Source organism: Rhodococcus sp. AH-ZY2, assembly GCF_030916465.1.
Lineage (GTDB): Bacteria > Actinomycetota > Actinomycetes > Mycobacteriales > Mycobacteriaceae > Rhodococcus > Rhodococcus ruber.
On sequence record NZ_CP126458.1, the window covers coordinates 5,423,732 to 5,449,871 of the forward strand.

20 protein-coding genes are annotated in these 26,140 nt (G+C 70.5%); 9 read left to right on the forward strand and 11 right to left on the reverse strand.

Going from position 1 to position 26,140, the window contains the following annotated elements; translation table 11 throughout:
- The first annotated feature begins 33 nt into the window (after window positions 1-33).
- Together QNA09_RS25960 and QNA09_RS25965 are read left to right on the forward strand one after the other, a co-directional pair.
- Window positions 34-1,761, forward strand: a complete 1,728-nt coding sequence (locus QNA09_RS25960) for an ABC transporter ATP-binding protein (RefSeq protein ID WP_026137972.1) — start codon at window positions 34-36, stop codon at window positions 1,759-1,761.
- Window positions 1,758-3,689, forward strand: a complete 1,932-nt coding sequence (locus QNA09_RS25965) for an ABC transporter ATP-binding protein (protein WP_010594858.1) — start codon at window positions 1,758-1,760, stop codon at window positions 3,687-3,689. Before QNA09_RS25960 ends, QNA09_RS25965 begins: the two co-directional genes overlap by 4 nt.
- Before the next feature lie 103 nt (window positions 3,690-3,792).
- On the opposite strand, the gene QNA09_RS25970 is transcribed toward QNA09_RS25965, so the two are convergent.
- The 4 genes from QNA09_RS25970 to QNA09_RS25985 all read right to left on the reverse strand — a co-directional run bounded on the left by QNA09_RS25970 (window position 3,793) and on the right by QNA09_RS25985 (window position 8,918).
- A complete protein-coding gene (locus QNA09_RS25970) occupies window positions 3,793-4,992 on the reverse strand; it encodes an MFS transporter (RefSeq protein ID WP_374121867.1) in 1,200 nt (399 codons plus the stop codon).
- A gap of 93 nt (window positions 4,993-5,085) precedes the next feature.
- Window positions 5,086-6,402, reverse strand: a complete 1,317-nt coding sequence (locus tag QNA09_RS25975; protein ID WP_102031876.1) for a wax ester/triacylglycerol synthase family O-acyltransferase — start codon at window positions 6,400-6,402, stop codon at window positions 5,086-5,088.
- Between the two features lie 37 nt (window positions 6,403-6,439).
- Window positions 6,440-7,384 (reverse strand): alpha/beta hydrolase, encoded by a 945-nt coding sequence (locus QNA09_RS25980; RefSeq protein WP_010594861.1) that lies wholly within the window; start codon window positions 7,382-7,384, stop codon window positions 6,440-6,442.
- A gap of 16 nt (window positions 7,385-7,400) precedes the next feature.
- Window positions 7,401-8,918 (reverse strand): NAD(P)/FAD-dependent oxidoreductase, encoded by a 1,518-nt coding sequence (locus tag QNA09_RS25985; RefSeq protein WP_059174794.1) that lies wholly within the window; start codon window positions 8,916-8,918, stop codon window positions 7,401-7,403.
- 185 nt (window positions 8,919-9,103) lie between these two features.
- Here QNA09_RS25985 and QNA09_RS25990 point away from each other — a divergent pair, with 185 nt between their 5' ends.
- On the forward strand, window positions 9,104-10,291 hold the full coding sequence (locus QNA09_RS25990) for a CdaR family transcriptional regulator (RefSeq protein WP_048773670.1): 1,188 nt from the start codon (window positions 9,104-9,106) through the stop codon (window positions 10,289-10,291).
- Between the two features lie 70 nt (window positions 10,292-10,361).
- On the opposite strand, the gene QNA09_RS25995 is transcribed toward QNA09_RS25990, so the two are convergent.
- The gene (locus tag QNA09_RS25995; RefSeq protein ID WP_040273548.1) at window positions 10,362-11,243 is read right to left on the reverse strand and encodes a LysR family transcriptional regulator ArgP; all 882 of its coding nucleotides are present in this window, start codon (window positions 11,241-11,243) and stop codon (window positions 10,362-10,364) included.
- A gap of 72 nt (window positions 11,244-11,315) precedes the next feature.
- On the opposite strand from QNA09_RS25995, the gene QNA09_RS26000 reads away from it, so the two are divergent.
- On the forward strand, window positions 11,316-11,915 hold the full coding sequence (locus QNA09_RS26000) for a LysE/ArgO family amino acid transporter (protein WP_040273550.1): 600 nt from the start codon (window positions 11,316-11,318) through the stop codon (window positions 11,913-11,915).
- A 13-nt stretch (window positions 11,916-11,928) separates the two neighbouring features.
- On the opposite strand, the gene QNA09_RS26005 is transcribed toward QNA09_RS26000, so the two are convergent.
- Window positions 11,929-12,345, reverse strand: a complete 417-nt coding sequence (locus QNA09_RS26005) for a pyridoxamine 5'-phosphate oxidase family protein (RefSeq protein ID WP_017681602.1) — start codon at window positions 12,343-12,345, stop codon at window positions 11,929-11,931.
- A 153-nt stretch (window positions 12,346-12,498) separates the two neighbouring features.
- Between QNA09_RS26005 and QNA09_RS26010 the strand changes: the two genes are divergently transcribed.
- Complete coding sequence (locus QNA09_RS26010) at window positions 12,499-15,222, forward strand: cation-translocating P-type ATPase (RefSeq protein ID WP_017681601.1); 2,724 nt, start codon at window positions 12,499-12,501, stop codon at window positions 15,220-15,222.
- A 253-nt stretch (window positions 15,223-15,475) separates the two neighbouring features.
- Here the strand turns inward: QNA09_RS26010 and QNA09_RS26015 are convergent, their stop codons facing one another.
- A complete protein-coding gene (locus tag QNA09_RS26015) occupies window positions 15,476-16,000 on the reverse strand; it encodes a DUF6448 family protein (protein WP_230831719.1) in 525 nt (174 codons plus the stop codon).
- 295 nt (window positions 16,001-16,295) lie between these two features.
- On the opposite strand from QNA09_RS26015, the gene QNA09_RS26020 reads away from it, so the two are divergent.
- The 3 genes from QNA09_RS26020 (at window position 16,296) to tgt (ending at window position 20,376) form a co-directional block, all read left to right on the forward strand.
- Complete coding sequence (locus QNA09_RS26020) at window positions 16,296-17,198, forward strand: amidohydrolase family protein (protein ID WP_072786591.1); 903 nt, start codon at window positions 16,296-16,298, stop codon at window positions 17,196-17,198.
- A 654-nt stretch (window positions 17,199-17,852) separates the two neighbouring features.
- Entirely contained in the window at window positions 17,853-19,085 is a 1,233-nt protein-coding gene (locus QNA09_RS26025; protein WP_051009387.1) for an MFS transporter, read from the forward strand.
- Window positions 19,086-19,110: 25 nt separating this feature from the next.
- A complete protein-coding gene (gene tgt / locus QNA09_RS26030) occupies window positions 19,111-20,376 on the forward strand; it encodes a tRNA guanosine(34) transglycosylase Tgt (RefSeq protein ID WP_102031877.1) in 1,266 nt (421 codons plus the stop codon).
- A gap of 31 nt (window positions 20,377-20,407) precedes the next feature.
- On the opposite strand, the gene QNA09_RS26035 is transcribed toward tgt, so the two are convergent.
- From QNA09_RS26035 to gluQRS, 4 genes are all read right to left on the reverse strand, one after another.
- A complete protein-coding gene (locus QNA09_RS26035) occupies window positions 20,408-21,133 on the reverse strand; it encodes a queuosine precursor transporter (protein ID WP_017681596.1) in 726 nt (241 codons plus the stop codon).
- A gap of 93 nt (window positions 21,134-21,226) precedes the next feature.
- On the reverse strand, window positions 21,227-22,258 hold the full coding sequence (locus tag QNA09_RS26040; RefSeq protein ID WP_102031878.1) for a hypothetical protein: 1,032 nt from the start codon (window positions 22,256-22,258) through the stop codon (window positions 21,227-21,229).
- A 49-nt stretch (window positions 22,259-22,307) separates the two neighbouring features.
- Window positions 22,308-23,243 (reverse strand): hypothetical protein, encoded by a 936-nt coding sequence (locus tag QNA09_RS26045; RefSeq protein WP_099528215.1) that lies wholly within the window; start codon window positions 23,241-23,243, stop codon window positions 22,308-22,310.
- Window positions 23,244-23,389: 146 nt separating this feature from the next.
- Window positions 23,390-24,313, reverse strand: a complete 924-nt coding sequence (gluQRS, locus tag QNA09_RS26050; RefSeq protein ID WP_040273559.1) for a tRNA glutamyl-Q(34) synthetase GluQRS — start codon at window positions 24,311-24,313, stop codon at window positions 23,390-23,392.
- Window positions 24,314-24,460: 147 nt separating this feature from the next.
- Between gluQRS and QNA09_RS26055 the strand changes: the two genes are divergently transcribed.
- Window positions 24,461-26,089, forward strand: a complete 1,629-nt coding sequence (locus tag QNA09_RS26055; protein ID WP_228287210.1) for a transposase — start codon at window positions 24,461-24,463, stop codon at window positions 26,087-26,089.
- The last annotated feature ends 51 nt before the right edge of the window (window positions 26,090-26,140 follow it).

Below are 26,140 nucleotides of genomic sequence, written 5' to 3' on the forward strand. Positions count from 1 at the left end.
GAACCGGGCCCCTGCACCGGTAGCGTGGTGATCATGCTGGTCCGGTTGCTCCTGCGGTTCCTGCGCCCGCACCGCGGGGCGCTGCTCGCGGTGGTGCTGCTGCAGACGGTGGCCACCGGCACCATGCTGATCCTGCCGGCCCTCAACGCCGACCTGATCGACTACGGCGTCGCCCGCGGCGACATCGGCTACATCCTGACCACCGGCGCGGTGATGCTGGCGATCAGTTCGGTGCAGATCGGCTGCTCGATCGGTTCGGTGTACTTCGCGGCGCGCACGGCCATGGCGGTCGGCCGCGACGTGCGGCTCGCCGTGCTCCGTCGCGTCGGCGAGTTCTCCGCCCGCGAGTTCGGCCGGTTCGGCGCGCCGTCGCTCATCACCCGCAACACCAACGACGTGCAGCAGGTGCAGATGCTCGTGCTGATGAGCTGCACCATCGTGGTGATGGCCCCGATCATGGGCATCGGGGGCATCGTCATGGCGCTGCGCGAGGACGTCGGCACGTCGCTGGTACTCGTCGCCGCCGTGCCCGTCCTCGCAATCACCATGTTCGTCCTGATCGCGCGGATGGTGCCGGCCTTCCGCGTGATGCAGGTGCGCATCGACGCCGTCAACCGGATTCTCCGCGAACAGATCACCGGGATCCGCGTGGTGCGCGCGTTCGTCCGCGAGCCCACCGAACGGGAGCGGTTCGAGGTCGCCAACGGGGAACTGACCGACACCGCGTTGCACGTCGGCCGCATCAACGCCCTGCTGTTCCCGCTCGTGATGCTCATCGCGAACGCCACGAGCGTGGCCGTGCTGTGGTTCGGTGGCCACCGGATCGACACCGGCGACATGCAGGTCGGGTCTCTCACCGCGCTGCTGAGCTACATCATGCAGATCCTCATGGCGGTGATGATGACGTCGTTCGTGGCGATGATGGCGCCGCGCGCGGCCGTGTGCGCCGAGCGGATCCTCGACGTGCTCGACACCGAATCGTCGCTGCCGACGCCGGCCCGGCCCGTCCGCACCCTCGCCACCCCCGTGACCCTCGAGTTGCGGAGTGCGGCGTTCGCGTACCCCGGTGCCGACGCGCCCGTCCTGCGCGACGTGACGTTCCGGGCCGAACCAGGCAGCACGACCGCCGTGATCGGTGGTACCGGCTCCGGCAAGACGACCCTGCTCCGGCTGATCCCGCGGCTGATCGACGTCACCGCCGGCGCGGTCCTGGTGGGCGGCACCGACGTGCGCGAGCTGGACCCGCAGGTGCTGCGCTCCGCGATCGGTCTCGTACCGCAGCGGGCCTACCTGTTCTCCGGCACCGTCGCCGAGAACCTGCGGTACGGCCGCGCCGACGCCACCGACGACGAACTCTGGCACGCCCTCGAGGTCGCGCAGGCGGCGGACTTCGTCCGGGCGATGCCGGAGGGACTCGACACCCTCGTCGCCCAGGGCGGCACGACGGTCTCGGGCGGACAGCGTCAGCGCCTGGCCATCGCCCGGGCGCTGGTCCGCCGGCCGTCGATCTACCTGTTCGACGACGCGTTCTCGGCTCTGGACCAGGCCACCGACGCGCGGCTGCGGGAGGCGCTGTTCCCGGAGACCCGCGATGCGTGCGTCGTGGTCGTCGCGCAACGGGTGTCCACGGTGCTCGACGCCGACCGCATCGTCGTCCTCGACGGCGGGGCCGTCGTCGGCTCGGGCACGCATCTGGAGTTGCTCGCGAGCTGCCCGACCTACGCCGAGATCGTCGAGTCGCAGCGCATGGTGAACGCATGACCGAGCGCAAGGAGGCGGGACCGCGGCTCGGGGGTGTGGACCCGGGCGCCCCGGAGAACCGGGCTCGGCAGAAGTGGCCGGCCACCAAACGGCTCGTCGGCCTGTTGCGGCCGCATCGGTGGGCCGCATCCGTGGTGCTCGTGCTGGCCGTGCTCGGGGTGGTGGCGTCGTCGGTGGCGCCCCGGGTTCTCGGTCACGCGACCGACCTGATCTTCAGCGGGGTGATCGGCCGGCAGCTGCCGGCCGGGTTGTCGAAGGAGCAGGCCGTCGAGGCGCTGCGTGCGCAGGGACGTGACCAGTTCGCGGAGATGGTGTCGGCGATGTCGCTCGTGCCGGGCGCGGGCATCGACTTCGCCGCCCTCGGCCGCACCCTCGTGTTCGTGCTCGCGCTGTATCTGCTGTCGTCGGGCCTGATCTGGCTGGCGGCGTACGGGCTCAACGAGATCGTCCAGCGCGTCATCCGCGACCTGCGAACCCGGGTGGAACGCAAGGTGCATGCGCTGCCGCTGCGCTATTTCGACTCCCACTCCCGAGGTGACCTGCTCAGCCGCGTCACCAACGACATCGACAACATCTCGCAGGGTCTGCAGCAGTCGATCAGCCAGCTGGTGCTGTCGGTGCTCACCCTGCTCGGCCTCGTCGTGATGATGGTGTGGATCTCGCCGCTGCTCGCACTCGTCGCGATCCTCATGGTGCCGGCGTCGGTGGTGGTGACCGCGGTGGTGGCGAAGCGGTCGAAGCGGCACTTCGTGACCCAGTGGAAGACCACCGGCAACCTCAACGGTCAGATCGAGGAGGCCTTCACCGGCCACGAACTCGTCACCGCGTTCGGCCGCACCGCCGAGGTCGAGCGCCGCTTCACCGAAACCAACGACGAACTGTTCCGGGCCGGGTTCCGGGCCCAGTTCGTCTCCGGGCTGGTGATGCCGCTGGTGATGTTCATGAGCAACCTCAGCTACGTCGCGATCGCCGTGCTCGGCGGGTTGCGGGTCGCGTCGGGCACCGTCAGTCTCGGCGAGGTGCAGGCCCTGATCCAGTACTCGCGCCAGCTCGGCCAGCCGCTCGGTCAGATCGGCGCGATGGTCAATCTGCTGCAGTCCGCGGCGGCGTCCGCCGAGCGGGTGTTCGAGATCCTCGACGAACCCGAGCAGGAACCCGATCCGCCGGCCCCCGTCACCCCGTGGGGGCGGTACGGCCTGGTCGAGTTCGAGGACGTCTCGTTCTCGTACCTGCCGGAGCGGCCGCTCATCGAGCATCTCGACCTGCGGGTCGAGCCGGGGCAGATGGTCGCGATCGTCGGACCGACCGGCGCCGGCAAGACCACGCTGGTGAACCTGATCCTGCGCTTCTACGAACTGGATTCGGGACGCATCCTCGTCGACGGCGTGGACATCACGACCATGAGCCGCGACGAGCTGCGCTCGCGCATCGGGATGGTGCTGCAGGACACCTGGCTGTTCGGCGGCACCATCCGCGACAACATCGCCTACGGCCGGCCGGACGCCACCGAGGACCAGATCCTCGAGGCCGCACGCATCAGCTACGTCGACCGGTTCGTGCGGTCCCTGCCCGACGGCTACGACACCGTGATCGACGAGGACGCCGGCAACATCAGCGCGGGGGAGCGGCAGCTGATCACCACCGCCCGCGCCTTCCTCGCCCAACCGTCCATCCTGATCCTCGACGAGGCCACCAGCTCGGTCGACACCCGCACCGAGTTGCTCGTGCAGCATGCGACGGCGGTGCTGCGCCGCGATCGCACCAGTTTTGTGATCGCGCATCGGCTCTCGACCATCCGCGACGCGGACCGGATCGTGGTGATGGAACACGGACGCATCGTCGAACAGGGCACACACGACGAGCTCCTCGAGGCGGGCGGCGCCTACTTCCGCTTGTACGACGCGCAGTTCCGCGCCCTCGTGGAGTGAGGGTCGGCAGGATCGTCGCGCCGGTTGTGGATCCGCGCGCGGCATTGCCGGAGCGGATTCCGGAGGGGCGAGCGAATTTCCGGCGGGAGGGCCGGGCCGTTCTTCACCCGTGCGGCACGTCGGCGGTGCGGGGGTGCTCGGCGACGACCAGCCGCCGGGCCCGCACCACGGCGACCACGAACGCCGGGACGGCGAGCGCGAACAGCGGCAGGCTCGCGCCGGTGGCGGGCTCGAGCACCACGAGCAGCACCGGCAGGGCGAAGCCCAGGTAGGTGCCGACGTAGAAGACACCGGTCAGCGTCCCGCGCGCAGTCTTGGGCGCGAGCGACTCGAGGTCGAGCAGTCCCTCGCGCAGGCACAGCCCGTAGGCCACCCCGAGCACGGGTGCCGCGACGGGCAGCAACCACAGCGGCGGGTGCGCTCCGCCGGCGCCGACGAGGAGGAACCCGAGCCCGGCGAGGACGGCGCCGACCGTCCCGGCCCGCGGCCCCCACTCCCGGCGCCGCGCCGCCGCCTGCACGACGATCCCGGAGCCCAGGGCGAGCAGCGCCGCGGCGCCGGTCAGTGCCGGTCCCGCGTACTCGCTCGACACGCGGGCCGGGAAGGTCACGAACGCGACAGTGACGCAGGCGAACACCCAGGGCGCCAGCGGTAACGACCAGGACAGTGCGGCGGCCACCGACCGTCCGTGCCCCGGCACGACCGGCTGCAGGTCCGCCGCCGCGTAGTGCGCGGACCGGCTCCACACCGCCGCGGCGGCCACGGCCGCCGCCGACAACGCGGCCGAGAGTACGAAGGGGAGGGACAGCGGCCGCGGGCCGAACTCGGCGAGCAGACCGGACACGAAGGGCCCCAGGGCGAATCCGGAGCTGAGGGCCACGCCGGCGAGCACCGTGCCGACCTTCCCGCGCAGGTCCGTGGCCCACGCGGTCCCCGCCCCGATGGCCAGGCCTGCGCCGATCCCGACGACGAGACGGCCCGCGACGAGCCCGGCGGCGTCGTGCCGGACGAGGAGCAGCACGGTACCGGCGAGGGCGATCGTCGCACCGGGGAGCACGACCGCGGCTCGGCCCACCCGGTCCGAGAGGGCACCGCCGCCGACCAGGCCGGGCAGCAGTCCGAGCGCGTAGATGCCGAACACCCCGTCGAGCAGTGCGTGCGAGAGACCTTCGTGCTCGCGCAGGACGGGGATCATCGCGGCGAAGTGGTTCGCCGCCCACCCGGTGGTGACGAGGACGGCCAGCACGCCGGCCAGGGCCCGGCTCAGCTGTCGTGCCGGTGCGGGCGGTGCTGCGGTCATCATCTGTCCTCTCGCCGGGGCCGGACCCGTCACGCTAACCGACCGGCCGCTCGGGCCGGACCGGTGGATGCTCCTGGGGACGTCGAGCGGCGGCGATCAGCTCAGTGCCGCCAAACCGGCGTCCAGACAGCCGAGCATCCGCTGAAGGTGAGGAACGTTGCGCCGGCAGGCGATCAGACCGAACTCGATGTTGTCGGCGTAGCTGAGCACTGTGATGTTCAGGGCTTGGCCTTCCACCGGCATCGACACCGGATACCAACTTTCCATCGTGGCGTCGCCCCAGAAGAGTCGCTTGCGTGGCCCGGGCACGTTGGAGATCACCACGTTGTACGGCGGCGCCGCGACCGACGTGAAGCCGGGCACGGCGGCCAGACCGGTGGGACCGATCGAGGTCAGCATGCCGATCGTCGAAAGCTGGAGTGCGCTGCGCCCGCGCATCACCTCCTTGGCGGCCAGCATGGAGGCCTGGATGCGGTGCAGGCGTTCCACCGGGTCGGCGACGTCGGTGGCCAACCGGCACAGCACCATCGTGACCGCGTTGCCGTCACCCTCGGTGCGCGGCAGAGCCACCGGCACCGCGGCGACCAGTGACTTCTCCGGTAGGTCGGCGGTGCTGGAGAGATACTCGCGCAGCGCGCCCGAACACATCGCCAGCACCACGTCGTTGATGGTCGCGCCGTGGCGCTCGGCCACCGCGGCGATCGCGGCCATCGGCCACGATTGGGCGGCAAAGCGTCGCGCCCCGGTCAGCGGGCGGTTCAAGACGGTCTTCGGGGCGGTGAACGGCAACGCCGCATCGGGTGTGCGCAGCCCCTTGGTGACCACTTGCGCCGCCGCGGGCAGGACACCGGCGAGGTCCTTGACGAAGCCGCGCGGGCGGGCCGGATCACGGGTCGCCCGCGGCCGCGGGCCCCACAGCGGGCGCGGTGTGCCGGTCGGCTGGTCCGACAGCATGGCCGCGGTGTTGCGGACCGCGTTCACACCGTCGGTCAGCGCGTGGTGCACCTTGCCGTACACCGCGAACCGGTTGTCGTCGAGTCCCTCGATGAGGTGGAACTCCCACAGCGGCCGGTGCCGGTCGAGCAGTGTGCCGTGCAACCGCGACACCAGGGCCAGCAGTTCGCGCACCCGGCCGGGCCGCGGCAGCGCCGAATGCCGCACGTGGTAATCGAGGTCGACGTCGTCGTCGTCTGCCCAGCGCAGCGCCCCCGACAGCGGGCCCGGCCAGGCCGGTTTGCGCCGGTACATCCCCGCCGGCTCGGTGCTTTCGAGCAACCGTCGATACAGATCGTGCACATAGTCGGGTGGGGCACCGTCGGGCAGCCGGAACACGTGCAGGCCGCCGACGTGCATGGGGTGTTCACGGGTTTCCGACGCCAGGAACATCGCGTCGGACGGGGTGATGAATGTCATGGCGGAACCTCGTTCGGAATGTCCTCGGGTTCGAGCGTCAGCGGCTCGGCGGAACGGCGACGGTCGGCAGGGTCCGCGCCGGCTCGAGGACGCGGGTGAGGAAGCCGATCTGGTCACGCAGCATCCGTTGCTGCCAAGGGCCGTCGTAGACGTCGAAGTGATCGACGGGGTACTCGCACAACAGTGCAGAAGCTCCGGCCTTCTTCGCGGTCCTGCGCGCGGCGACGGGCGGTGCGACACGGTCGTGTGTGCCCACCTGCACAAGGATCGGGCAGCCAAGACGGCCGGCAGCGGTGATGGGACGGTTCACGGGCACCTCCAGAGCTGTGCGCGCGCAGATCTCGTTCCGCCACGTCGGGCCGGCGATGGAGGTGTAGGCCTCCTCGGCGCCGGGGGTGCTGATGATCGCCACCTTTCCCCGCTGTGCCACCACCGGGATGTGGTGCGGTCGGCGCCCGGCGATCCGGCGAGCGAGGTCGCGCAGCCCGTGGCCGGTGGTGCGCACCAGTTGGCCGGCTCCGGCGTAGCGGGCGATCTGCACCGCCGCTGCCAGCCCGTCGGTCGCCGGGGTCATCGATACGATCGCCGCGACCCGCCTGTCCTGGGCGGCGACTGCGATGACATGACCACCGGAGTACGACGTTCCCCACAATGCGATTCGATCGGCGTCCACGCCGGGCAGGTGACGGGCGGCGGCGATCGCCGCGTGATAGTCCTGGCGCTGACGTCGGAAGGAAACGTCCTGGCGCGGTGTTCCTTCCGAATCGCCGAAGCCACGGTAGTCGAACACCAATACGTCGATTCCGTGGTCGGCGAACCCCTCGGCATAGCCGATCAGGCCGGTGTCCCGGGTGCCGCCGAAGCCGTGTGCCATCACCACGCACGGGCGTCCGGCTGCGCCGGCCAGCACGTCGGAGACGGCCGGAATATGCCAGGCCGCGCAGGCGACGCCGTGACTGGGGAAGGTCAGATTCTTCTTCATCTCGGTCGCTCCGTTCCTACGACGCGACGGCAGCCGTGCGGCTGGGTGCGAACTCGAGCGCCGGATCCTCGACCGGCCCGCGACGCAGCCGTTCGACGTCCTTCTCGTAGGCCATCTGTACCGTCCACGGGCCGCTGGTGCCGCCGCGCGGGAACCTCGCGATGGCCCGCTGGACATATCCCGAGCTCATGTCGACCACGGGGACACGGTCCATGTGCGGATCGTCGAGCACTGGTTCGACGGTGCCGTAGCCGTGGCTGTCCATGTAGTCGAGCAGTCGGCAGAAGTGCTCGCACACCAAGTCGACTTTGAGCGTCCAGGAGATGTTCGTGTATCCCAGTGCGAACACGAAATTCGGGACACCCGACAACATCATCGCCTTGTAGACCGTCGTGTCGGGCAGGTTCACAGGCCGCCCGTCCACGCCCAGTGCGATCTTTCCGAACGGTGTCATGTTGAGTCCGGTCGCCGTGACGACGATGTCGGCGGCCAACTCCTGACCCGATTCCAGCAGAATCCCTTCCTTGGTGAACCGTTCGATCCGGTCGGTCACCACCGAGGCCTGCCCCGCGGATATCGCCTTGAACAGATCCCCGTCGGGAACCATGCACAGGCGCTGGTCCCACGGGTTGTAGCGCGGGGTGAAATGGGTGTCCACGTCGAAGCTCGCGGGTAGCTGCCGGCGCACGTTGGCGATCAACAGCGTGCGCATGAGCTTGGGCGCGAGCCGGCAGGCCTTGTAGATCCCGCGGTTGAGCATGATGTTCTTGCGCCGGATGATCCGGTGGGCGCGGGCGGGACCGACCACTTTGTTCAGGGTGTTCGCGATCGCGTCCTCGGCCGGGATCGAGAACACGTAGCTCGGCGAACGCTGCAGCATCGTGACGTGACCGGCCTTGCCGGCCATCGACGGGATCAGCGTCACGGCGGTGGCGCCGGAGCCGACGACCACCACGCGCTTGCCGGCGTAGTCGAGATCCTCGGGCCAGTGCTGCGGGTGGATCAGTCGGCCCGCGAACTCCTCCGCGCCCTCGATTCGAGGTGTGAAGCCTTCCTCGTAGTCGTAGTAGCCGGTGCCCAGGAACAGGAATCGCGCGGTGAAATGCACGGGTTCGGCACTGCCTGCTTGCTGCGCGGTGACGGTCCAGCGTCCGTCCGCCGAGGAGAACTCTGCGGCGCTGACCCGGTAGCCGAAACGAATGTGCTCGTCGAGACGGTTTTCGGTGACGGTCTGCCGCAGGTAATCCATGATGATGTGGCCGTCCGCGATCGACTTCCGATGCGTCCACGGTTTGAATTCGTAGCCGAAGCTAGGCATATCCGAATCCGAGCGGATGCCCGGATAGCGGAACAGGCTCCACGTGCCGCCGATCGAATCCAGGCCTTCCAGGACTGCGAACGTCGTACCGGGACGGCGTGTCCGGAGGTGATACGCCGCGCCGATGCCGGAAATGCCGGCGCCGACGATCAAGACGTCGAAATGCGTGTCTTCCGTGTGGCGACCGCTCTGCTCGGTGGTCGTCGGGGTGTTCATGGTCGGTCTCCTCGAGCGGTGTACTGGTGTGTGACGGCATTCACAGTAGAACCGCAACAGCACGCGCTGACATGTCTACCGGCCTACTCTTTCCGCACTGATATGTGCTGTGGCACACTTGTACCGTGCTCCGTGCGGCAGTGGCGCCCGAAGTTGTTTCCCTCGTCGGTGACGTCGCCGAACTGATGCTGCGCGAGATCGATCAGCTCGTCGCCGAGATGGACGCCGCCGAGGTGGCGGTGGCCCCGATGCTGGGCGCAGACGCGGCGATCGCCGCGGAGATGTCGGCAAGCAATCGCGCCAACGCCGCGCGCCTGCTGACCACCCTCGCCCGGCGTGAGGTCGGGGGCGCGCCGATCGACGTGCCACCCGAAGCCCTCGACGTCGTCCGCACCGTCGTGCGTCGCGGCATCGACCTCGAGGTGATCTACCAGGCCTACCGCCGGGGCCAGAACGTCGCCTGGCAGCGGTTTCTGGCTCATGCCGGACGGATGGTCCCACCGGGGCCGCAGTTCGTGGAGTTGTTGGAGGTCACCTCGCAGCTGATGTTCGACTACGTCGACCACGTGGTGAGCCGTGTCATCGCCGACGCCCAGCGGGAACGCGAGGAGGTGCTCGGCGGCGCGCTGGCCCGCCGCGCCGAGACCGTGCATCTGATCCTCGACGGCGCCCCGATCGACCCCCGCCGAGCCAGTGAACGCCTCGGATATCAGCTCGCTCGCCACCACACCGCACTCGTCCTGTGGGCCGAACCGGCGGGCGGCACGCAGGGGGCACTGGAGTCCGCCGCGACGCTGCTGGCCCAGGCCGCCGGCGCCCGCACACCCCTCACCCTGCCCGCGGGCACCTCGACGCTGTGGGCGTGGCTGGGCACCGGATCCGAACCTGCACTCGACGCGCTGCGCGAAGCAATAACCAAGGCGCAGCCGAACATTCGGGTGGTCGTCGGTCCCGCCCGAGTGGGCATCGACGGCTTCCGTCGATCACATGACGCGGCACTGACCATGCACCGCCTGCTCAGCGGGCAACGCGGCGGCGACCGCGTCGCGCTCTACCGCGAGTTCGAAGTCACCACGTTGGCCGCTCGAGACCTGGATCGGGCGGCCGAATTCGTCGCCACGACGCTGGGTCCGCTCGCTGCGGACACGCCCGGTGCGGCGCGTCTCCGCCAGACATTGCGGGTGTTCCTCGAGGAAGCCGAAAACGCCCCTCGCACCGCCGCACGCCTGCACACCCACCGCAACACCGTCCTCCAGCGTGTCACCCGGGCAACCGAACTGCTCGGACACCGCCCCGGCGCGCGCCGGCTTCCCGTCGAGCTCGCGTTGGAGCTGGCTCACCATCTCGGGCCACGACTCCTGGCCCGTGATTGAGGGACGACGCCCGCACTCGGTGGTCCGGTGCCGGTCTCGACGCCCGGCGGGTCCAGCGTCCATGCCATTGTCAGCGCAGTATCTCCCCGGCGGTCCGCCGGACGACGTCGGTGAGTGCGTCGAGCACCGGCGACTCGAGCCGCCAGCGCTGCCAGTACAGCGGCACGTCGAACGGGTCGTCCGCGGCGAGGAACACGAGTCCGTCGGTGTCGGTGAGCATCGGTTCCGGCAGCATGCCCCAGCCCAGGCCGAGCCGCGCGGCCTCGACGAACTCGGCGGCGCCGGGCACGTAGTGCCGCGGCGGGTCGAGGCGGCGCCGGGTGCGGCGGCGCAGGAACCGGTCCTGCAGGTCGTCCTTGCGGTCGAAGCTCAGCATGGGGGCGTGCCCGAGCGCCTCGGCGTCCGGTCCGCCGGGAAACCAGCGGTCCGCGAAGTCGACGCTCGCCATCGCGTGATACCGCATGGCGCCGAGCCTTTCGGAGACGCACCCCTGCACCGGCTCGGGCACCGACGTCACGGCGGCCATCGCGGTGCCGTCCCGCAGCCGCGCGGGGGCGTGGTACTCGTCCTCCCGGTGCACTTCGAACAGGGCGCGATGACGCTCGGGCATGCGGGCCAGGGCGCGCAGCATCCACGTCGACATCGAGTCCGCGTTGACGACGAGGGGAACGGACACGTACTCGTCCCGGCCGGCCGTGAGTCCGAGCGCCTCGGCGGTGTCCTCTTCGAGCCGCGCCACCTGCCGGGCCAGTCGCATCACGGCCTCGCCCGCGGCCGTCGCGGACACCGGCCGGGTGCGCCGCACCAGGACCCGGCCGACGTGCTGCTCGAGGGCCTTGATCCGCTGGCTCACCGCGGACGGGGTGAGGCGCAGCGCCGCGGCCGCGCCGTCGAAGGTGCCCTCGTCCAGCACCGCGGCGAAGGTCCGTAGCTGCGCGAAGTCCAGATCCACGTGAAGAAACTCTAACGGTACTGAAGAAAACTCAACTGTCCTTCATCGAGCCGGATTCCTAGCGTGGGTGGCATGCACCTCGTCGTCGTCGGATTCCTCACCGGCCTGTCGCTCATCGTCGCGATCGGTGCGCAGAACGTGTTCGTGCTGCGCCTGGCGATCGCGCGGCGGCACGTGCTGCCGGTGATCGCGGTCTGCGCCCTGTCCGACGCGGTCCTCGTCGCCGCCGGCATCGCCGGCATCGCCACGGTGCTCGACCGGGTTCCCGGCGCGCTCGGGGTGATCCGCTGGGCCGGCGCGGCGTTCCTCGTGGGCTACGGACTGCTCGCCGCGCGGCGGGCGCTGCGCCCGGCGGCCCTGACCGCCGCGGCGGGCGGTCCCGTCACCGTCGGCGCAGCGCTGGCCACCTGCCTGGCGCTGACCTGGCTCAACCCGCACGTCTACCTCGACACCGTGCTGATGCTCGGCTCCGTCGCCAACCACCACGGGGATCCGGGACGCTGGTGGTTCGGCGCCGGCGCGGTGCTGGCCAGCGTCGTGTGGTTCCTCGGGCTCGGTTACGGGGCCCGGTTGCTGCGCGGAGTGTTCGCGAGACCCGCCTCGTGGCGCGTGCTCGACGGCGGCATCGCCGTGCTCATGGTCGGCCTCGGCGTCGGCATGGTGGCGGGCTGACGCCGGGCTCGCGTCAATCCTTGACCAGCGCGAACCGGCGGCCGCTGATCTCGCTCGCGGTGACCTCGACGAAGTTGTACTTCGGAGTGGGCACCCAGGCTTGCAGCCCCAGTTCCTCGGCCTCCTGGATCTCGTTGTAACGAACCAGGTTTCGAGCTCGACCGTGCAGCACCACGCTCCAGGCCCGGTCCTGCTCCACGTGGTCGGCTTCGAAGGCCACCTCGGCGTTCAACGTCAGCTCGACCAGCTTGCTGCCCTCGGCCGTCCGGAAGTACAGCTTCCTGTCACGCACCGCGAAGTTGATCGGGAAGACGTCGGGCCGTCCGTCCGAGACCACCACGAGCCGGCCGATCCGCTCGGTGCCGAGCAGCTCCCAGCTCTCCTCGTCGCTCAGGACGACGACAGGATCGTCGATGTTCGGCTCACTCATGGCTCCTCCGATCCGGCGGCGTGCGCCTCGATATCACCGCCTCCAGCACATCACGGATCCGGGCGCGGCACAGGCGGATCGTGTGTCGAATCGCGCGGCATCCGTCACATCGATAGCGTGGGAGCCGCCCGACCTCACCGAGGAGCGTGCGAGATGACCCTGGCCACCACGTGGCACACCCGCGACGCCGACGCCGTCGCGGCGGCCCTCGACGTCGACCCCGCGGTGGGACTGTCCACCGGTGAGGTCGAGGAGCGCCGGCTCGAGCACGGGCCCAACGCCCTCGTCGAGGCGGCAGCCGTGCCCGGCTGGCGCAAGGTGCTCGCCCTGCTCGCCGACCGGATGACCCTCGTCCTCGTCGCCGCCGCCGTGGTGAGCGCCGTGGTCTCGCGCGAATGGGAGACCCCCGTGGTCATCCTCGCCGTCATCACCCTCAACACGGTCCTGAACTACGTGCAGGAGCGACGGGCCGAGAACAGCCTGCAGGCGCTGCGGCAGATGGCCGTCGACACCGCGCGGGTCCGCCGCGACGGCCGCGAACAGCACCTGCCGCGCACCGAACTGGTGCCCGGCGACGTCGTGCTCCTCGAGGCCGGCGACTCCGTGCCCGCCGACGGCCGGGTCGTCACGGCGGCACGGTTGCAGGTCGCCGAGTCCGCGCTCACCGGTGAGTCCCATCCCGTCGACAAGACCGTCGAACCCGTCGACGACGAGCAGGCCCCGCTGGGCGACCGCGCCGACATGCTCTTCATGAACACCGAGATCACCCGCGGGCGGGGCGCGATGGTGGTCACGGCCACCGGGATGCAGACCGAGATCGGCGCGATCGCCACCCTGCTCGGTACCGCGGGGGTGGAGAAGACCCCGTTGCAGCGCCGCATCGACCAGCTCGCCAAGACTCTCACCATCGTCGCGCTCACCGTCGTCGCCGTCGTGTTCGTGCTCGGCCTGCTGCGCGGACAGTCGTGGTCCGACCTGCTGATCACCGCCGTCTCGCTCGCCGTCGCCACCATCCCCGAGGGGCTGACCGCGGTCGTCGCGTTCACCCTCGCGATGGGGGCGTCGCGGCTCGCCGCGCGCGGCGCCATCGTCAAACGGCTCGCCGCCGTCGAGACCCTGGGCAGCACCACCCACATCGCCACCGACAAGACCGGCACCCTCACCCTCAACGAGATGACGGTGCAGCGGCTGCTGGCCCGCGGCCGCAGCTTCCGCGTCACCGGAACCGGATACGAAACCGACGGCAAGATCCTCGTCGGCGACGGGCTGCCGCCCCCGGACCTGACCGCGCCGCTGCTCGGGATGGCCCTGTGCAACGACGCCGTCGTCCGCGACGGGGTGCTCGTCGGTGATCCCACCGAGGGCGCGCTGGTGGTGCTCGCCGAGAAGGGCGGCATCGACGTCGAGGGGGCGCGGCTCGCGGTGCCGCGGCTGGCGGAGGTGCCGTTCGACTCCGCCTACAAGTACATGGCGACCTTCCACGCCCTGCCCGACGGCGGGTACCGGTGCTTCGCCAAGGGCGCTCCCGGCGCACTGCTCGACCGGGCCACCGCGATGCTCGACGGGGACGGCCCCGTCCCGCTCGACGACCGTCGCCGCGAGCGCCTCCGCTCGGCGGTGCAGTCGCTCGCCGCCGAGGGGTTACGCACCCTGATGATCGCCGGCCGGGACCTGCACGCGGTGCCGCGGGGCGACGCGGAGGCACTGCAGCGTGCGGTGTCCGACCTGACCCTCTACGCCGTGGTCGGCATCGTCGATCCGCCGCGGACGGAGGCCGAGCGGGCCATCGAGGTGGCCCATGCCGCCGGCATCGAGGTGCACATGATCACCGGCGACCACCTCGTGACCGCGTCGGCGATCGCCGGCCGGCTGGGCATCGGTGGTGCCGCGGCCACCGGCGCCGATCTCGATGCCCTGAACGACGACGAGTTGCGCTCCCGGGCAGCAGATTTCGGGGTGCTGGCTCGCGTCGCGCCGGAGCACAAGATCCGGGTCGTCAAGGCGCTGCAGGCGAACGGCGAGGTCGTCGCCATGACCGGCGACGGCGTCAACGACGCGCCGGCCCTCGAGCAGGCCGACATCGGCGTCGCCATGGGAATCACCGGCACCGACGTGTCCAAGAGCGCGGCCGACATGATCCTCACCGACGACAACTTCGCGACCATCGTCGCCGCGGTCGAGGAAGGCCGCGGCATCTACGCCAACATCGTCAAGTTCGTGAAGTTCCAGCTGACCACGGCGTGGGGGTTCGTGCTGATCTTCCTCGTCTCCGGGGCGCTCGGACTGGCCGGGGGCGCACCGTTCACCGCCCTGCAGATCCTGTGGGTCAACATCATCATGGACGGTCCGCCGGCCCTCGCCCTCGGCGTCGACCCCACCGAGCCGGGCACCATGTCCCGGCCGCCGCGGCCGGCACACGAGCGTCTGCTCAGCCGCGACCGGCTCCGTCGCATCCTGGGGCTGGGCATCGTCATGACCGCCGGAACCGTCGCAGTGCTGCACTACGCGCCGCAGTGGTTCCCCGAGAGCGCCGGCGATCCGCTGTTCGCCACCACCCTCGCGTTCACCACGTTCGTCTTCTTCCAGGTGTTCAACCTGCTCAACGTCCGTTCGGAGCTCGGCTCGGTGTTCTCTCTGCAGACCCTCACCAACCACAGCATCTGGATCGCGCTCGTCGTGGTGGTCGTCCTGCAGGTCTGCGTGGTCCAGACGGCCTTCCTGCAGGGCTTCTTCGACACCACCGCGCTCACCTCGCAGCAATGGGCGCTCGCCGTCGGCGTCGGATCTTCGGTGCTGTGGGTGGACGAACTCGTCAAGGCCACCGGGCGGAGCCTGCGGCGCCGGCGTGGTGACGCGCACGCCCGGTCGGGCGCATAGTGGAAGTGGTGTCGCCCTCCGACGAGCACCGCAGAACGCGGAGGTGGGAACGATGGACATGGGCTTGATGCAGATGATGCACATGCTGATGATGCACATGCACCACATGCTGATGCCAGGAATGCCGATGCATCACATGATGCCGATGTGACGGCCTCACACATGCCGATGTGACGGCCTCACACATGTCGATGTGACGGCATCACATGTCGAGGTGAGGGCGTCACGGGAGGCCGTCGGGGCGGCGCCCGGATCAGCCGTGTGGGTGCCCGCCCTCGTGCGGATCCCTGTGCATGCTCTTGTAGAGGTGATGGCTGTACACCTGGAAGCCGAGCATCGCCTCGGTGTACTCCCGCCGCTCCGCGGTGGTCACGGCGTCGGCCAGGGCGACGATCCGTTCCAGGCGCGCTTGCAACTGCCGGTGCAGTTCGGCGGACAGGAAGGCGTAGAGCTTCTCGATCGAGCCGGTCTCGATCGCGCGCTCGGCCAACGGGATCACAGGGCCGACGTCGCCGCCCGCAGGCTTCACGCCGGTGAACGAGGCACCCTCGCCCGCGCGGTGCAGCCGGACCACGGTGTCGAAGAAGTAGAGATCGGCCACCTCGTGGGCGATCGGACCCTCCGCGCGCGCGGCTGTCGCCCGTTCGAACGCCGTGCGCACCTCGTCCTCGGCTTCGAGGGGAACGAACGGCAGGATCAGCTCGACGTTGTCGTCGCCCAGCGCCGCCTCGGCGGCCTTGACGACGGGGCCGTCCATGGAATCGCAATGCGGAGGCACGGAGTGCTCCTTCCGACGATCGGCGAACACGCTCGGTCCCAGGCTAGTGCCGTGGGGTGTCCGCGTCGAAGGGGCACACGTCCAGCAGGGGCCGCGAGCGCCTCGGCGGGGTCCGGGCGGAGGCGTGCGGGTCGATCGCGCCGGGCAAGGTCCGGGCCGACACCGTACATACAGTACGTACGGCGTGGCGGGTCCGGGCCGCGGGGGGTGGCCACCGGGCCTCGCGCCGTCCGGGTTCATCGCCGGGATGCGAACGACGGTTGACACGGGGGCGCGCGGCGGCGAACGTGGACGCATGAGGCGACGTCCCCGCGTCGACGTGCATCAACATGTGTGGCCGGCGTCCTTCGTCGACGCCCTCCGGGCGCGCAGTGCGCCGCCCCGGCTCGACGGCTGGGTGCTGCACCTGCCGGGCGAGCCGCCGTACCGGGTCGACCCCGCAGATCATTCGGTCGCCGCGCGGACGGCCCTCGCGGTCCGGGACGGGATCGATCTGGCGCTGGTGTCGCTGTCGAGCCCGCTCGGGATCGAGGAGCTGCCCGCCGAGGAGTCCCGGCCGCTGCTCGACGCGTACCACGAAGGGGCGTTGAGCCTGCCCGACCGGTTCGGTGTGTGGGCCGCAGCCGGTCTCGCCGAACCCGACCCGGAGACGCTGCGTGAGGTCCTCGCGGCCGGCTGCGTGGGTCTGCAGCTGCCGGCGACGGCCCTGGCCGACTCGGCGGGCTTCGACCGGTGCGCGCCGCTGCTGGCGGAACTCGAGCGGGCACACAAGCCGCTGTTCGTGCATCCCGGTCCGGCCGCCGCGCCCGGCGCTCCGCCGTGGTGGCCGGCGATGGTGTCGTACGTGACCCAGATGCACGCCGCCTGGTTCGCCTGGCACGAGTTCGGGTCGCGCCGGTTCCCGGCGCTGCGGGTCCTGTTCGCGATGCTCGCCGGCCTGGCCCCGCTGCATGCCGATCGGATGGCGATGCGCGGCGGTCCCGGCGGCATCCCCGGGGCCGGGGTCTATGTGGAGACGTCGTCGTACGGGCGGGAGGTCGTCGCGGCGGTGACCGCGCGTCTGGGCGAGGACCGGGTGCTGCTCGGCTCCGAGCGGCCCTACGCGCGGCCCCTGGTGCTCGGCGGTGCCGCCGGCATGCGGCTGCGGACGGACAACCCGGCGCGCTTCTTCGCGATGGTGCCTGCGCAGATCCGTTGACACGGACGATCTGTCGCCGCGCCCGGTCGTGGACGACCACCACGAAGTGTGGCTGCGTTCGTGGCTGCCGGGCGGAGCACGATCACGGCGACGACGCGGGCGCCGTCGCGGTGGCGCCGGGTCTGCTGACGGAGACCGGCGGCTGCACTCCGGGAGTCTCGGTGGGGTCGAAGTAGCGTTGTCGCGCAGGAAGATTCGTGCGGTACGGCGTGCGGCTCCGGTGCCGATCGCGTCCACGAGGTGACGAGCGACACGAATTCTCCGGACGTCGGCATTCGCACGTGCGCGCCCGGCGAACCGGTACCGGATCGCCGGCGGGGCGCTCCGGCCGCGTGCATCCGAACGGCCGGCGCGGACCGGTGAACCCCGTCGCCTGTGCCGGTCGTGGTGGTCTCCGAAAGCAACTGCCGCAGAATGGGACTGGTTATCGCCGCTGCGGGTGCGGCGGCCGGATCGCGGCGCGAGCTGTGGACGTCGTCTCGGGCGCGGCAGGTCGTGGACCGCTCCCTCGCCGGCGCGGCTCGTGCCGGGGTGGCCGAACTCACGTCCTCCCGATTCGAGGTCGGCTCGGCGTGTGCACGAGAATGGAGACTCGGCTGGTTTCGCACGCCGACACGATCCAGCGCATCCCGCACTATTCGAAGGTTCCCGCTCATGACGACGACGGCATCCGCATGCCCACCTGCCTCCGCAGCACCGGTGGCCGCCCCCGCGGCCGCCACGACACCGGACGCCCGGCCGCGGCGGGCCCGGGCGATGTGGGCGCTCGCCCTCGGCGGATTCGGCATCGGGACCACCGAGTTCGTCGCGATGGGCCTGCTGCCCGACATCGCGACCGGCCTCGGGGTATCCGAACCCACCGCCGGGCACGTCGTGTCGGCGTACGCCGCCGGTGTCGTCGTCGGTGCGCCGTTGATCGCAGCGCTCACTGCCCGGTTGCCGCGCAAGGCGCTGCTGATCGCGCTCATGATCGCCTTCACCGTCGGCAACGCGGCGACGGTGCTCGCGCCGAGTTACGGACTGCTCGTCGCCTCCCGGTTCGTCGCCGGGCTGCCGCACGGCGCGTACTTCGGGGTCGCCGCCCTCGTCGCCGCGCATCTGGCCGGCCGCGGGCAGCGCGCCCGGGCGGTGGCGCTGGTGATGATGGGCCTGTCGGTGGCGAACGTCGTGGGCGTGCCGGTCGCGTCGTGGCTCGGCATGGCGCTGGGCTGGCGCTCCGCGTTCGCACTGGTGGCGGTGATCGGCACGGTCACCGTCGCCGCGATCGCCGCGTGGGTGCCCGCCCTGGCGATCCGCACCACCAGCGTGAGGACCGAACTCGGCGCGCTGCGGCGCGGGCAGGTGTGGATGACGCTCGCGGTCGCGATGATCGGCTTCGGCGGCGTGTTCGCCGTCTACACCTACATCAGCACCACCCTGACCGACGTCGCCGGAGTGTCGAAGGCGCTGGTCCCGGTCGCCCTGATGCTCTTCGGGCTCGGCATGGTGCTCGGCAACGTGGTCGGCGGCCGCGTCGCCGACCGGGCCCTGGTGCCGGGCATCTTCACGACCATGACGACGCTGGCGGTGCTGCTGGCCGTGTTCGTCGCGGCCGCGCACAACCCGTACACGGCCCTGGCGATGGTGTTCCTCCTCGGCGCGGGTTGCGCCGCGGTCGGGCCGGGTCTGCAGATCCGGCTCATGGACGTCGCGGAGGACGCCCAGACCCTGGCCGCGTCGCTCAACCACGCGGCGTTCAACCTCGCGAACGCGTTCGGCGCCTGGATCGGGGGCGCGGTGATCGCCGCGGGTTTCGGCTACACCGCGCCGGCCGCCGTGGGTGCGGTGCTCGCGCTCGGCGGGGTCGCCGTCCTCGCCCTCGCCGTGCGACTGCCGTCGGCGCCGTGACCGGACCTCGTGATTGGATACCGACGTGACCGACCCCAGCACCACCGCTTCCGCCGTGCCCACCCCGCCCGACCCGTTCTTCACCGTCGGTACCCGGCTCGACAACGGACTCGGACGCACCGGCACGATCCACACCCCGCACGGTGACATCCACACCCCGGCGTTCGTCGGTGTGGGTACCAAGGCGACGGTCAAGGCGGTCCTGCCCGAGGCGATGAAGGAACTCGGGGCGCAGGCGCTGCTCGCCAACGCCTACCACCTGTATCTGCAGCCCGGATCGGACATCGTCGACGAGGCCGGTGGGCTCGGGAAGTTCATGAACTGGGACGGGCCCACCTTCACCGACAGCGGCGGATTCCAGGTGATGTCCCTCGGGGTCGGCTTCAAGAAGGTCCTGGCGATGGACGCCGTGGGCGTGCAGTCCGACGACGTCATCGCCGAAGGCAAGGAGCGGCTCGCGCACGTCGACGACGACGGCGTCACCTTCAAGTCCCACCTCGACGGCTCCCGGCACCGGTTCACGCCCGAGGCGTCGATGCGCATCCAGCATCAACTCGGCGCCGACATCATCTTCGCGTTCGACGAGCTGACCACCCTGATGAACACCCGCGGCTACCAGGAGCGGTCCGTCGAGCGGACCCAGGCGTGGGCGGTGCGGTGCATCGCCGAGCACGAGAAGCTCACGGCGCAACGCGCCCACCGTCCGTACCAGGCGCTGTTCGGGGTGGTGCAGGGTGCGCAGTACGAGGACCTGCGCCGGCAGGCGTGCCGCGGTCTCGAATCGGTCGTCGGCGAGTCGGGCCGCGGCTTCGACGGCTACGGCATCGGCGGCGCCCTCGAGAAGCAGAACCTCGGCACCATCGTCCGGTGGTGCACCGAGGAACTGCCCGAGCACAAGCCGCGGCACCTGCTCGGCATCAGCGAACCCGACGACATGTTCGTCGCGATCGAGCACGGCGTCGACACGTTCGACTGCGTGAACCCGTCCCGGGTGGCGCGCAACGCGGCCATCTACCACCCGGACGGCCGGTTCAACATCAACACCAGCCGGTTCCGCCGCGACTTCACCCCCATCGACGAGGACTGCGACTGCTACACCTGCCGCCACTACACGCGCGCGTACATCCATCACCTGTTCAAGGCCAAGGAGATGCTGGCGTCCACGTTGTGCACCATCCACAACGAGCGGTTCACGGTGCGGCTCGTCGACGACATCCGCGCCGCCGTCGACGGCGGATACTTCGAGGAGCACAAGGCCGAGACCCTGAGCCGGTTCTACGCGCGGCGGTGAGCGAGGACCCGGCGGTCCGCGTCGGCTGCCGTCACTCGGCGTAGGTCGGCTCCCGCCGCTTCACGTACGCGATGACCGCGTAGGTGACCGGCATGACGACGATCTCGACGAGCGTCTTCCACAGGAACCCGACCACCACGTAGTTGACGAAGTCCGCCCACGTGGTGATGCCGATGACGCCGGCGGCGATCGCGCAGAAGATGAGCGTGTCGGCGAACTCGCCGACGACGGTGGAGCCGATCAGCCGAGCCCACAGGTGCTTCTCCTTGGTGATCTCCTTGATACGCACCAGCACGTAGGAGTTGAGCAGCTGCCCGACGAGGTAACCGGCGAGACCGGCCAGCAGCAGTCGCGGCACCACCCCGAGGACCGCCTCGAACGCCGGCTGGTTCTCGTAGAAGTCGGCGGGCGGCAGCTGTTGGGCGATCCAGAAGCACAGCGCGGCCAGCGCCACCGCGCCGAAACCGTAGTACACGGCGCGCCGGGTTGCGGCGAAGCCGTAGACCTCGCTCAGGACGTCGCCGACGATGTAGGCGAGCGGAAACAGGAAGAACGCACCGTCGGTGATGATCGGCAGGACCTGTAGCGGGCCGAGCGCCCATTCGGCGTCGCCGAAGAACGCCACGCCCTTGCCGGCGGCGACGTTGGAGATGATGAGCACCGCCGTGAACAGGGCCACCAGTCCGGGGTAGTGGCTGCGGACCACGCGGGCGAAGTGCGTGTGGTCGGATTGCTGGGTCTGCACGTGCTCTGTCACCCGGCCATCCAAGCACTCGGGCGGGCGGAAGGCGAAGAACGGACGAACAGGACGCGGACCCCGGGCCGGCGGATCGGGGCCCGCGACCCGCGGTCAGGGGGCTACGCGCCCACCCGTGGCGACGCGGTAGGCGTACGCGTAGGCGATGGTGGTGACGGGCACGGTGACCAGCAGGCCGACGTAGCACAGCAGCGCGCCGACGAAGTTGATCGCGGACAGCACCAGCCACAGCAGGATCAGCTGCCCGACGTTGGCCGCGGCCGCGGACGCGCTCGACTTGATCGCCGTGACCGCGTCCTGCCGCTGGTCGATGACGAAGTGCAGCGCCCACACGGTCAGGAAGGCGACGACGATGCCACCGACGATGACGAGCGAACCGAGCAGTGTTCCCAGCGCGATGAGCAGGGACACGAGCAGGATGGGACCGAGGCTGCCGACGCGGAAGAAGTCCTTGAGCGCCGGCTTGTGACCGTCCAGCTCGTACAGGGCCCCGCGCACCCCGGCCGCCTGGACGACGAGCATGCCGATGACGAACGCGACGATCAGCACGATCATCACGGCGATCCCGACGCCCGACATGCCGGTGCTGTAGCCGTAGCGGTCCGTCGTGGTCGAGGCCATCACGACCCCGAACATCAGGGCGCCGAACACCAGGGCGGCCACGACGATCACCCCGGCGAGGCTCAGCCAGCCGCCGACATTCTCACTGAACTTGCGCCACCCGTAGCTCAGGGCGGCGCCGATGTCGATCTGCGGGCGCGAGGAACCGAAGCCGGGCGGGTAGCCCGGAGCTCCGTAGCCGGGGGGCGGTCCGTACCCGGCGGGGCCTCCCGCCGGCGGTGACCCGTACGGTGCCCCGCCGTACGGGTCACCGGGCTGCTGCGGTGCCCCGCCGTACTGGGGGCCGCCGTACTGGGGAGCGCCGTACTGGGGAGCGCCGTACTGGGGAGCGCCGTACTGGGGTGGCGGGCCCTGCGGCGGACCGTAGCCGGGCGGTGGCGTGCCGTAGCCCGGTGGGTAACCCTGGGGCGGGCCGTACCCGGGCGGTGGGCCGTACGGCTGTGCGCCCGGGTGCTTGTTCGGATCCTGCGGATCGGAAGTGGGTTCGTAGCCCCCGCTGGTCATCGTGGTCCTCGTGATTCGTGACGTGCCGCTTCGTGGAACGCCGTACCCGTCAGGGTGCGACGCCGCGTCCGGTGGTCACCCGGTAGGCGTAGGTGGAAGCGATGATCGTGAGCGGGATGGTGACGAGCAGACCCAGCCCGCACGGGATCGCACCGAGGATGTTGATGCCCACCAGAGCGAGCGCCAGCAGCAGCAGCGGCCCCACATTGGACGAGATGGCCCGGAAGCTGGACTTGATCGCGTCCACCGGCTGCTCGTTCCGGTCGATGACGAACTGCAGCGTCCACCAGGTCAGGAAGATGACGATGAAGCCGGGGATGATCAGCAGGATGAAGCCCACCACGGTCATGAGCGAGACGAGCAGGCTCGCGACCACCACGGCGCCGATGTTCTCGAACTGGAAGAAGGACCCGAACGACGGGCGGTTGCCGTCGGTTTCGTGCAGCGCGCCGCGCACGTAGGCGGCCTGGATCAGGATGCTGACGAACACGCTGACGATCGCGCCGATGATGCTGAGCGCCGACAGTTCGTTCGTGTCGAAGCCGCCGAAGATCACGTTGATCACGAACTGGATCAGCGCCGCCGCGACGACGAAGGCGATCCAGACGCCCGCGTTCTGGCTGAACTTCTTCCAGCCGTAGCCGATGGCCTCACCGACGTTGAGCTGCGTGGGGGCGCCGAATCCGCCGTACTGGCTACTGCCCGGCGGGTAGTTGCCCGGCGGGGGCGGGTAGCCGCCCTGCGGCGGGTAGTTCCCCGGCGGGGGCGGGTAGCCCCCGGGGGGTGGGTAGTTGCCCTGCGGAGGTGGGTAGTTGCCCTGCGGAGGTGGGTAACCGCCGGCAGGCGGGTAGTTGCCCTGCGGGGGCGGGTAGTTCCCGGGCGGGGGATAGCTGCCGGGAGGGGGCGGGTAGCCGCCCTGCTGTGGGTCGGGTTCGCCGCCCTGGTTGTAGGGCTCTTTGCTGGGGTCGTAACCGCCGGTCGTCATCGGATCCTTCTCGAGGGGAGGGTGGAGCCAATCGCGTTGTCGACTGCGCACACTACGTCCGACGCGTCCGAATTGCACGATCACCGGAACTTCCGCGAGCCGGACGAGCGGCACGAAACGGACCGGTGCCGGGCGCGCGGAGGGTGTCACCAGCCGCCGTCGTACACCCACGGCTCCCGCGGGAGCCGGGCCGGATCCCATCGCTCGAGCAGCAGTCCCAATGTGACGGGTTCGTCCTTGTCCGCCAGGTCGAGCGAGACCGCGATCCGGCCCAGCACGTCGGCTGCGGTATGGCCCAGCGCCGCCTGGTCGGTGAGCGTCACCGCGCCGTCGCGTTTGGCGAGGCGCTTGCCGTGCACGTTGAGCGCCAGCGGCACGTGCGCGTACGTGGGCACGGGAAGCCCGAGCAGCGCCGCGAGGTAGGCCTGCCGGGGAGCGGAGGTCAGCAGGTCGTCGCCGCGGACCACCTGGTCGATGCCCTGGGCCGCGTCGTCGACGACGACGGCCAGGTTGTAGGCGGGAATGCCGTCGCCGCGGCGCAGCACCAGGTCGTCGACCACACCCGTGAAGTCGCCGTGCACCACGTCGTGCACGGTGAAGGTCGAGGCGCCGGACCGCAGGCGGATCGCGCCCGGCCGGCCGGATGCCCGTTTCGCTGCCCGCTCGGGTTCGGTGAGCGTGCGGCACGTGCCCGGGTAGGCGCCCTGCGGGGCGTGCGGCGCGGACGCCGCGTGCTGGATCTCGCGTCTGGTGCAGAAGCACTCGTAGGTCAGACCCGCGCGGGTGAGGCGGGCGATCGCGGCGTCGTAGAGCGGCAGCCGCCGCGACTGGTGGACGACCTCGTCGTCCCAGTCGAGGCCCAGTGCGGCGAGGTCGGCGAGTTGACGTTCCTGCGCGCCCGGCCGGACCCGGTCGAGATCCTCGACGCGGAGCAGAAACCGGCGCCCGGTGCTCCGGGCGAACAGCCACGCGAGGACCGCCGTGCGCAGGTTCCCGAGATGCAGGTCGCCCGACGGGCTCGGGGCGAACCGGCCGGCCCCTGCCCGCGCGTCCCCGGCCGAATGTGACATCTGGTCAGACTATGGGGTTGTTGCAGAATCGTGGGTCGGCCCCGTCATGTCACGGCGGGGCTGACCTGCGGTTTCGTGTAGAATCCGTTGGTGGCCAAAGGATATCGACCCGTCGATCGTGACCAGCAGTTCCTGATCCCCCCGGACATGCGCGACTGGCTCGGCACCGACCATCCCGTGTGGACGGTCATCGACATCATCGACCGGATCGACACCACCGCATTCCATCGGACCGCCAAGACCGGTGGCGCCGGCCGTGCCGGCTACCACCCGGACATGCTGCTCACCTTGCTGGTGTGGGCCTGGTCCCGCGGGGAACGCTCCTCCCGCCGCATCGAACGGCTGTGCACCGAGGACGTGGCCTACCGGGTGATCTGCGCCCAGGACATCCCCGATCACGTGACGATCGCCCGGTTCCGCAAAACCCACGCCACCGCCTGCGAAGACCTGTTCACCCAGGTCCTGCTGCTGGCTGCAGCCCTGGGACTGGGCCGGCTGGAGACCATCGCGTTGGACTCGGTCAAGATCGCCTCCAACGCCTCGGCCGGCGCCAACCGCACCGAATCGTCGGTGCGGGCCGAAGCCGCCGCCCACGCCCGAGCAGTGGCGGCGGCAGCGGTGGCCGCGCATGCGGCCACCGATGCCGCCGAAGACGAACCCCACGATCACGGCGACCGCGGTCCCGGTTCGGTCCCACCGGCGTTGACCGACCCCCGGTCACGGGCAGCGCGGATCAGCGAGGCGATCGCCGCACTCGACGCTGCCCGCGCCGCCGACGAGCAGGCCCGGGCCGACAAGGACACCTCGGCCCGTCTGTATCTCGAGCAGGCCCGCGGCGGGCAGATGCCGATGGGTGCCCCGCCCGCCTCGGCGGCGGTCGCGGCAGCGGAACTGGCGTTGGAGAAGACCCTGGCTGCCCATGCCGCGAAAGTTCGGCGGTACGAGCAGCGGCGGGCCGAAGCGGCAGCGAAAGGCCACCGATACGGTGGCTGGGTGATCCGGCCGGCCGGGCAGGACCCGAAGGTGATCAAGGCCCGGGCACGTCTGGCTCGTGCCACCGCCGCAGCGGCGGCGGCGACTGCGGTCGCGGCGGCACGAGCCGATGCCGACACCGAGGGCCGGCCCGAGCGGGTGGTCAACACCACCGACCCGGAGTCCGGGTTGCAACCGTTGCGTGGTGGCGGCTGGGTGCAGGGGTTCAACTGTCAGGCCGTGACCAGCGGTGACGGGCTGATCATGGCGGTGTCGGTGGCGGCCAATCCCACCGATGCGCCGACGTTCGTGCCGATGATGCAGGCGGCGGTGGCCGCTGCCGGGTCGATCATCGCTGCCCGCCCCACCGGCACCGCCGATACGGACGGCACCGACGGCACCGACGGCGAGGGGATCGGGATGCTGCTCGCCGATGCCGGGTACTTCTCCGAAGCCAACATCACCGCGCCGGGACCGGACCGGTTGATCGCCCGCGGCAAGGCCCGCCACCTCGAACACGCGGCCCGGCACACACCGGTGTCTGGGCCGGCGCCGGTCGAGGCTTCACCGGTCGAGGTGATGGCCCACCGGTTGCGCACCGAGGAGGGAATCGCCACCTACCGCAAGCGTTCTCACATTGCCGAGACTCCGTTCGGGCATGCCAAACACAATCTGAATTTTCGGCGGTTCACCGGCCGGGGACTGGTCCGTGCCCGTGGTGAGTGGAGTTTTCATGCCGCGGTGCACAACATCGGCAAGATCCTCGCTGCGGTGGGTGGGGGCGGGTTGCCGGCCGCTGTGTGAGGCGGTGGTCCCGGGGCGGGAGACCCCGCCCCGGGACCGGCGCTTTGGTTC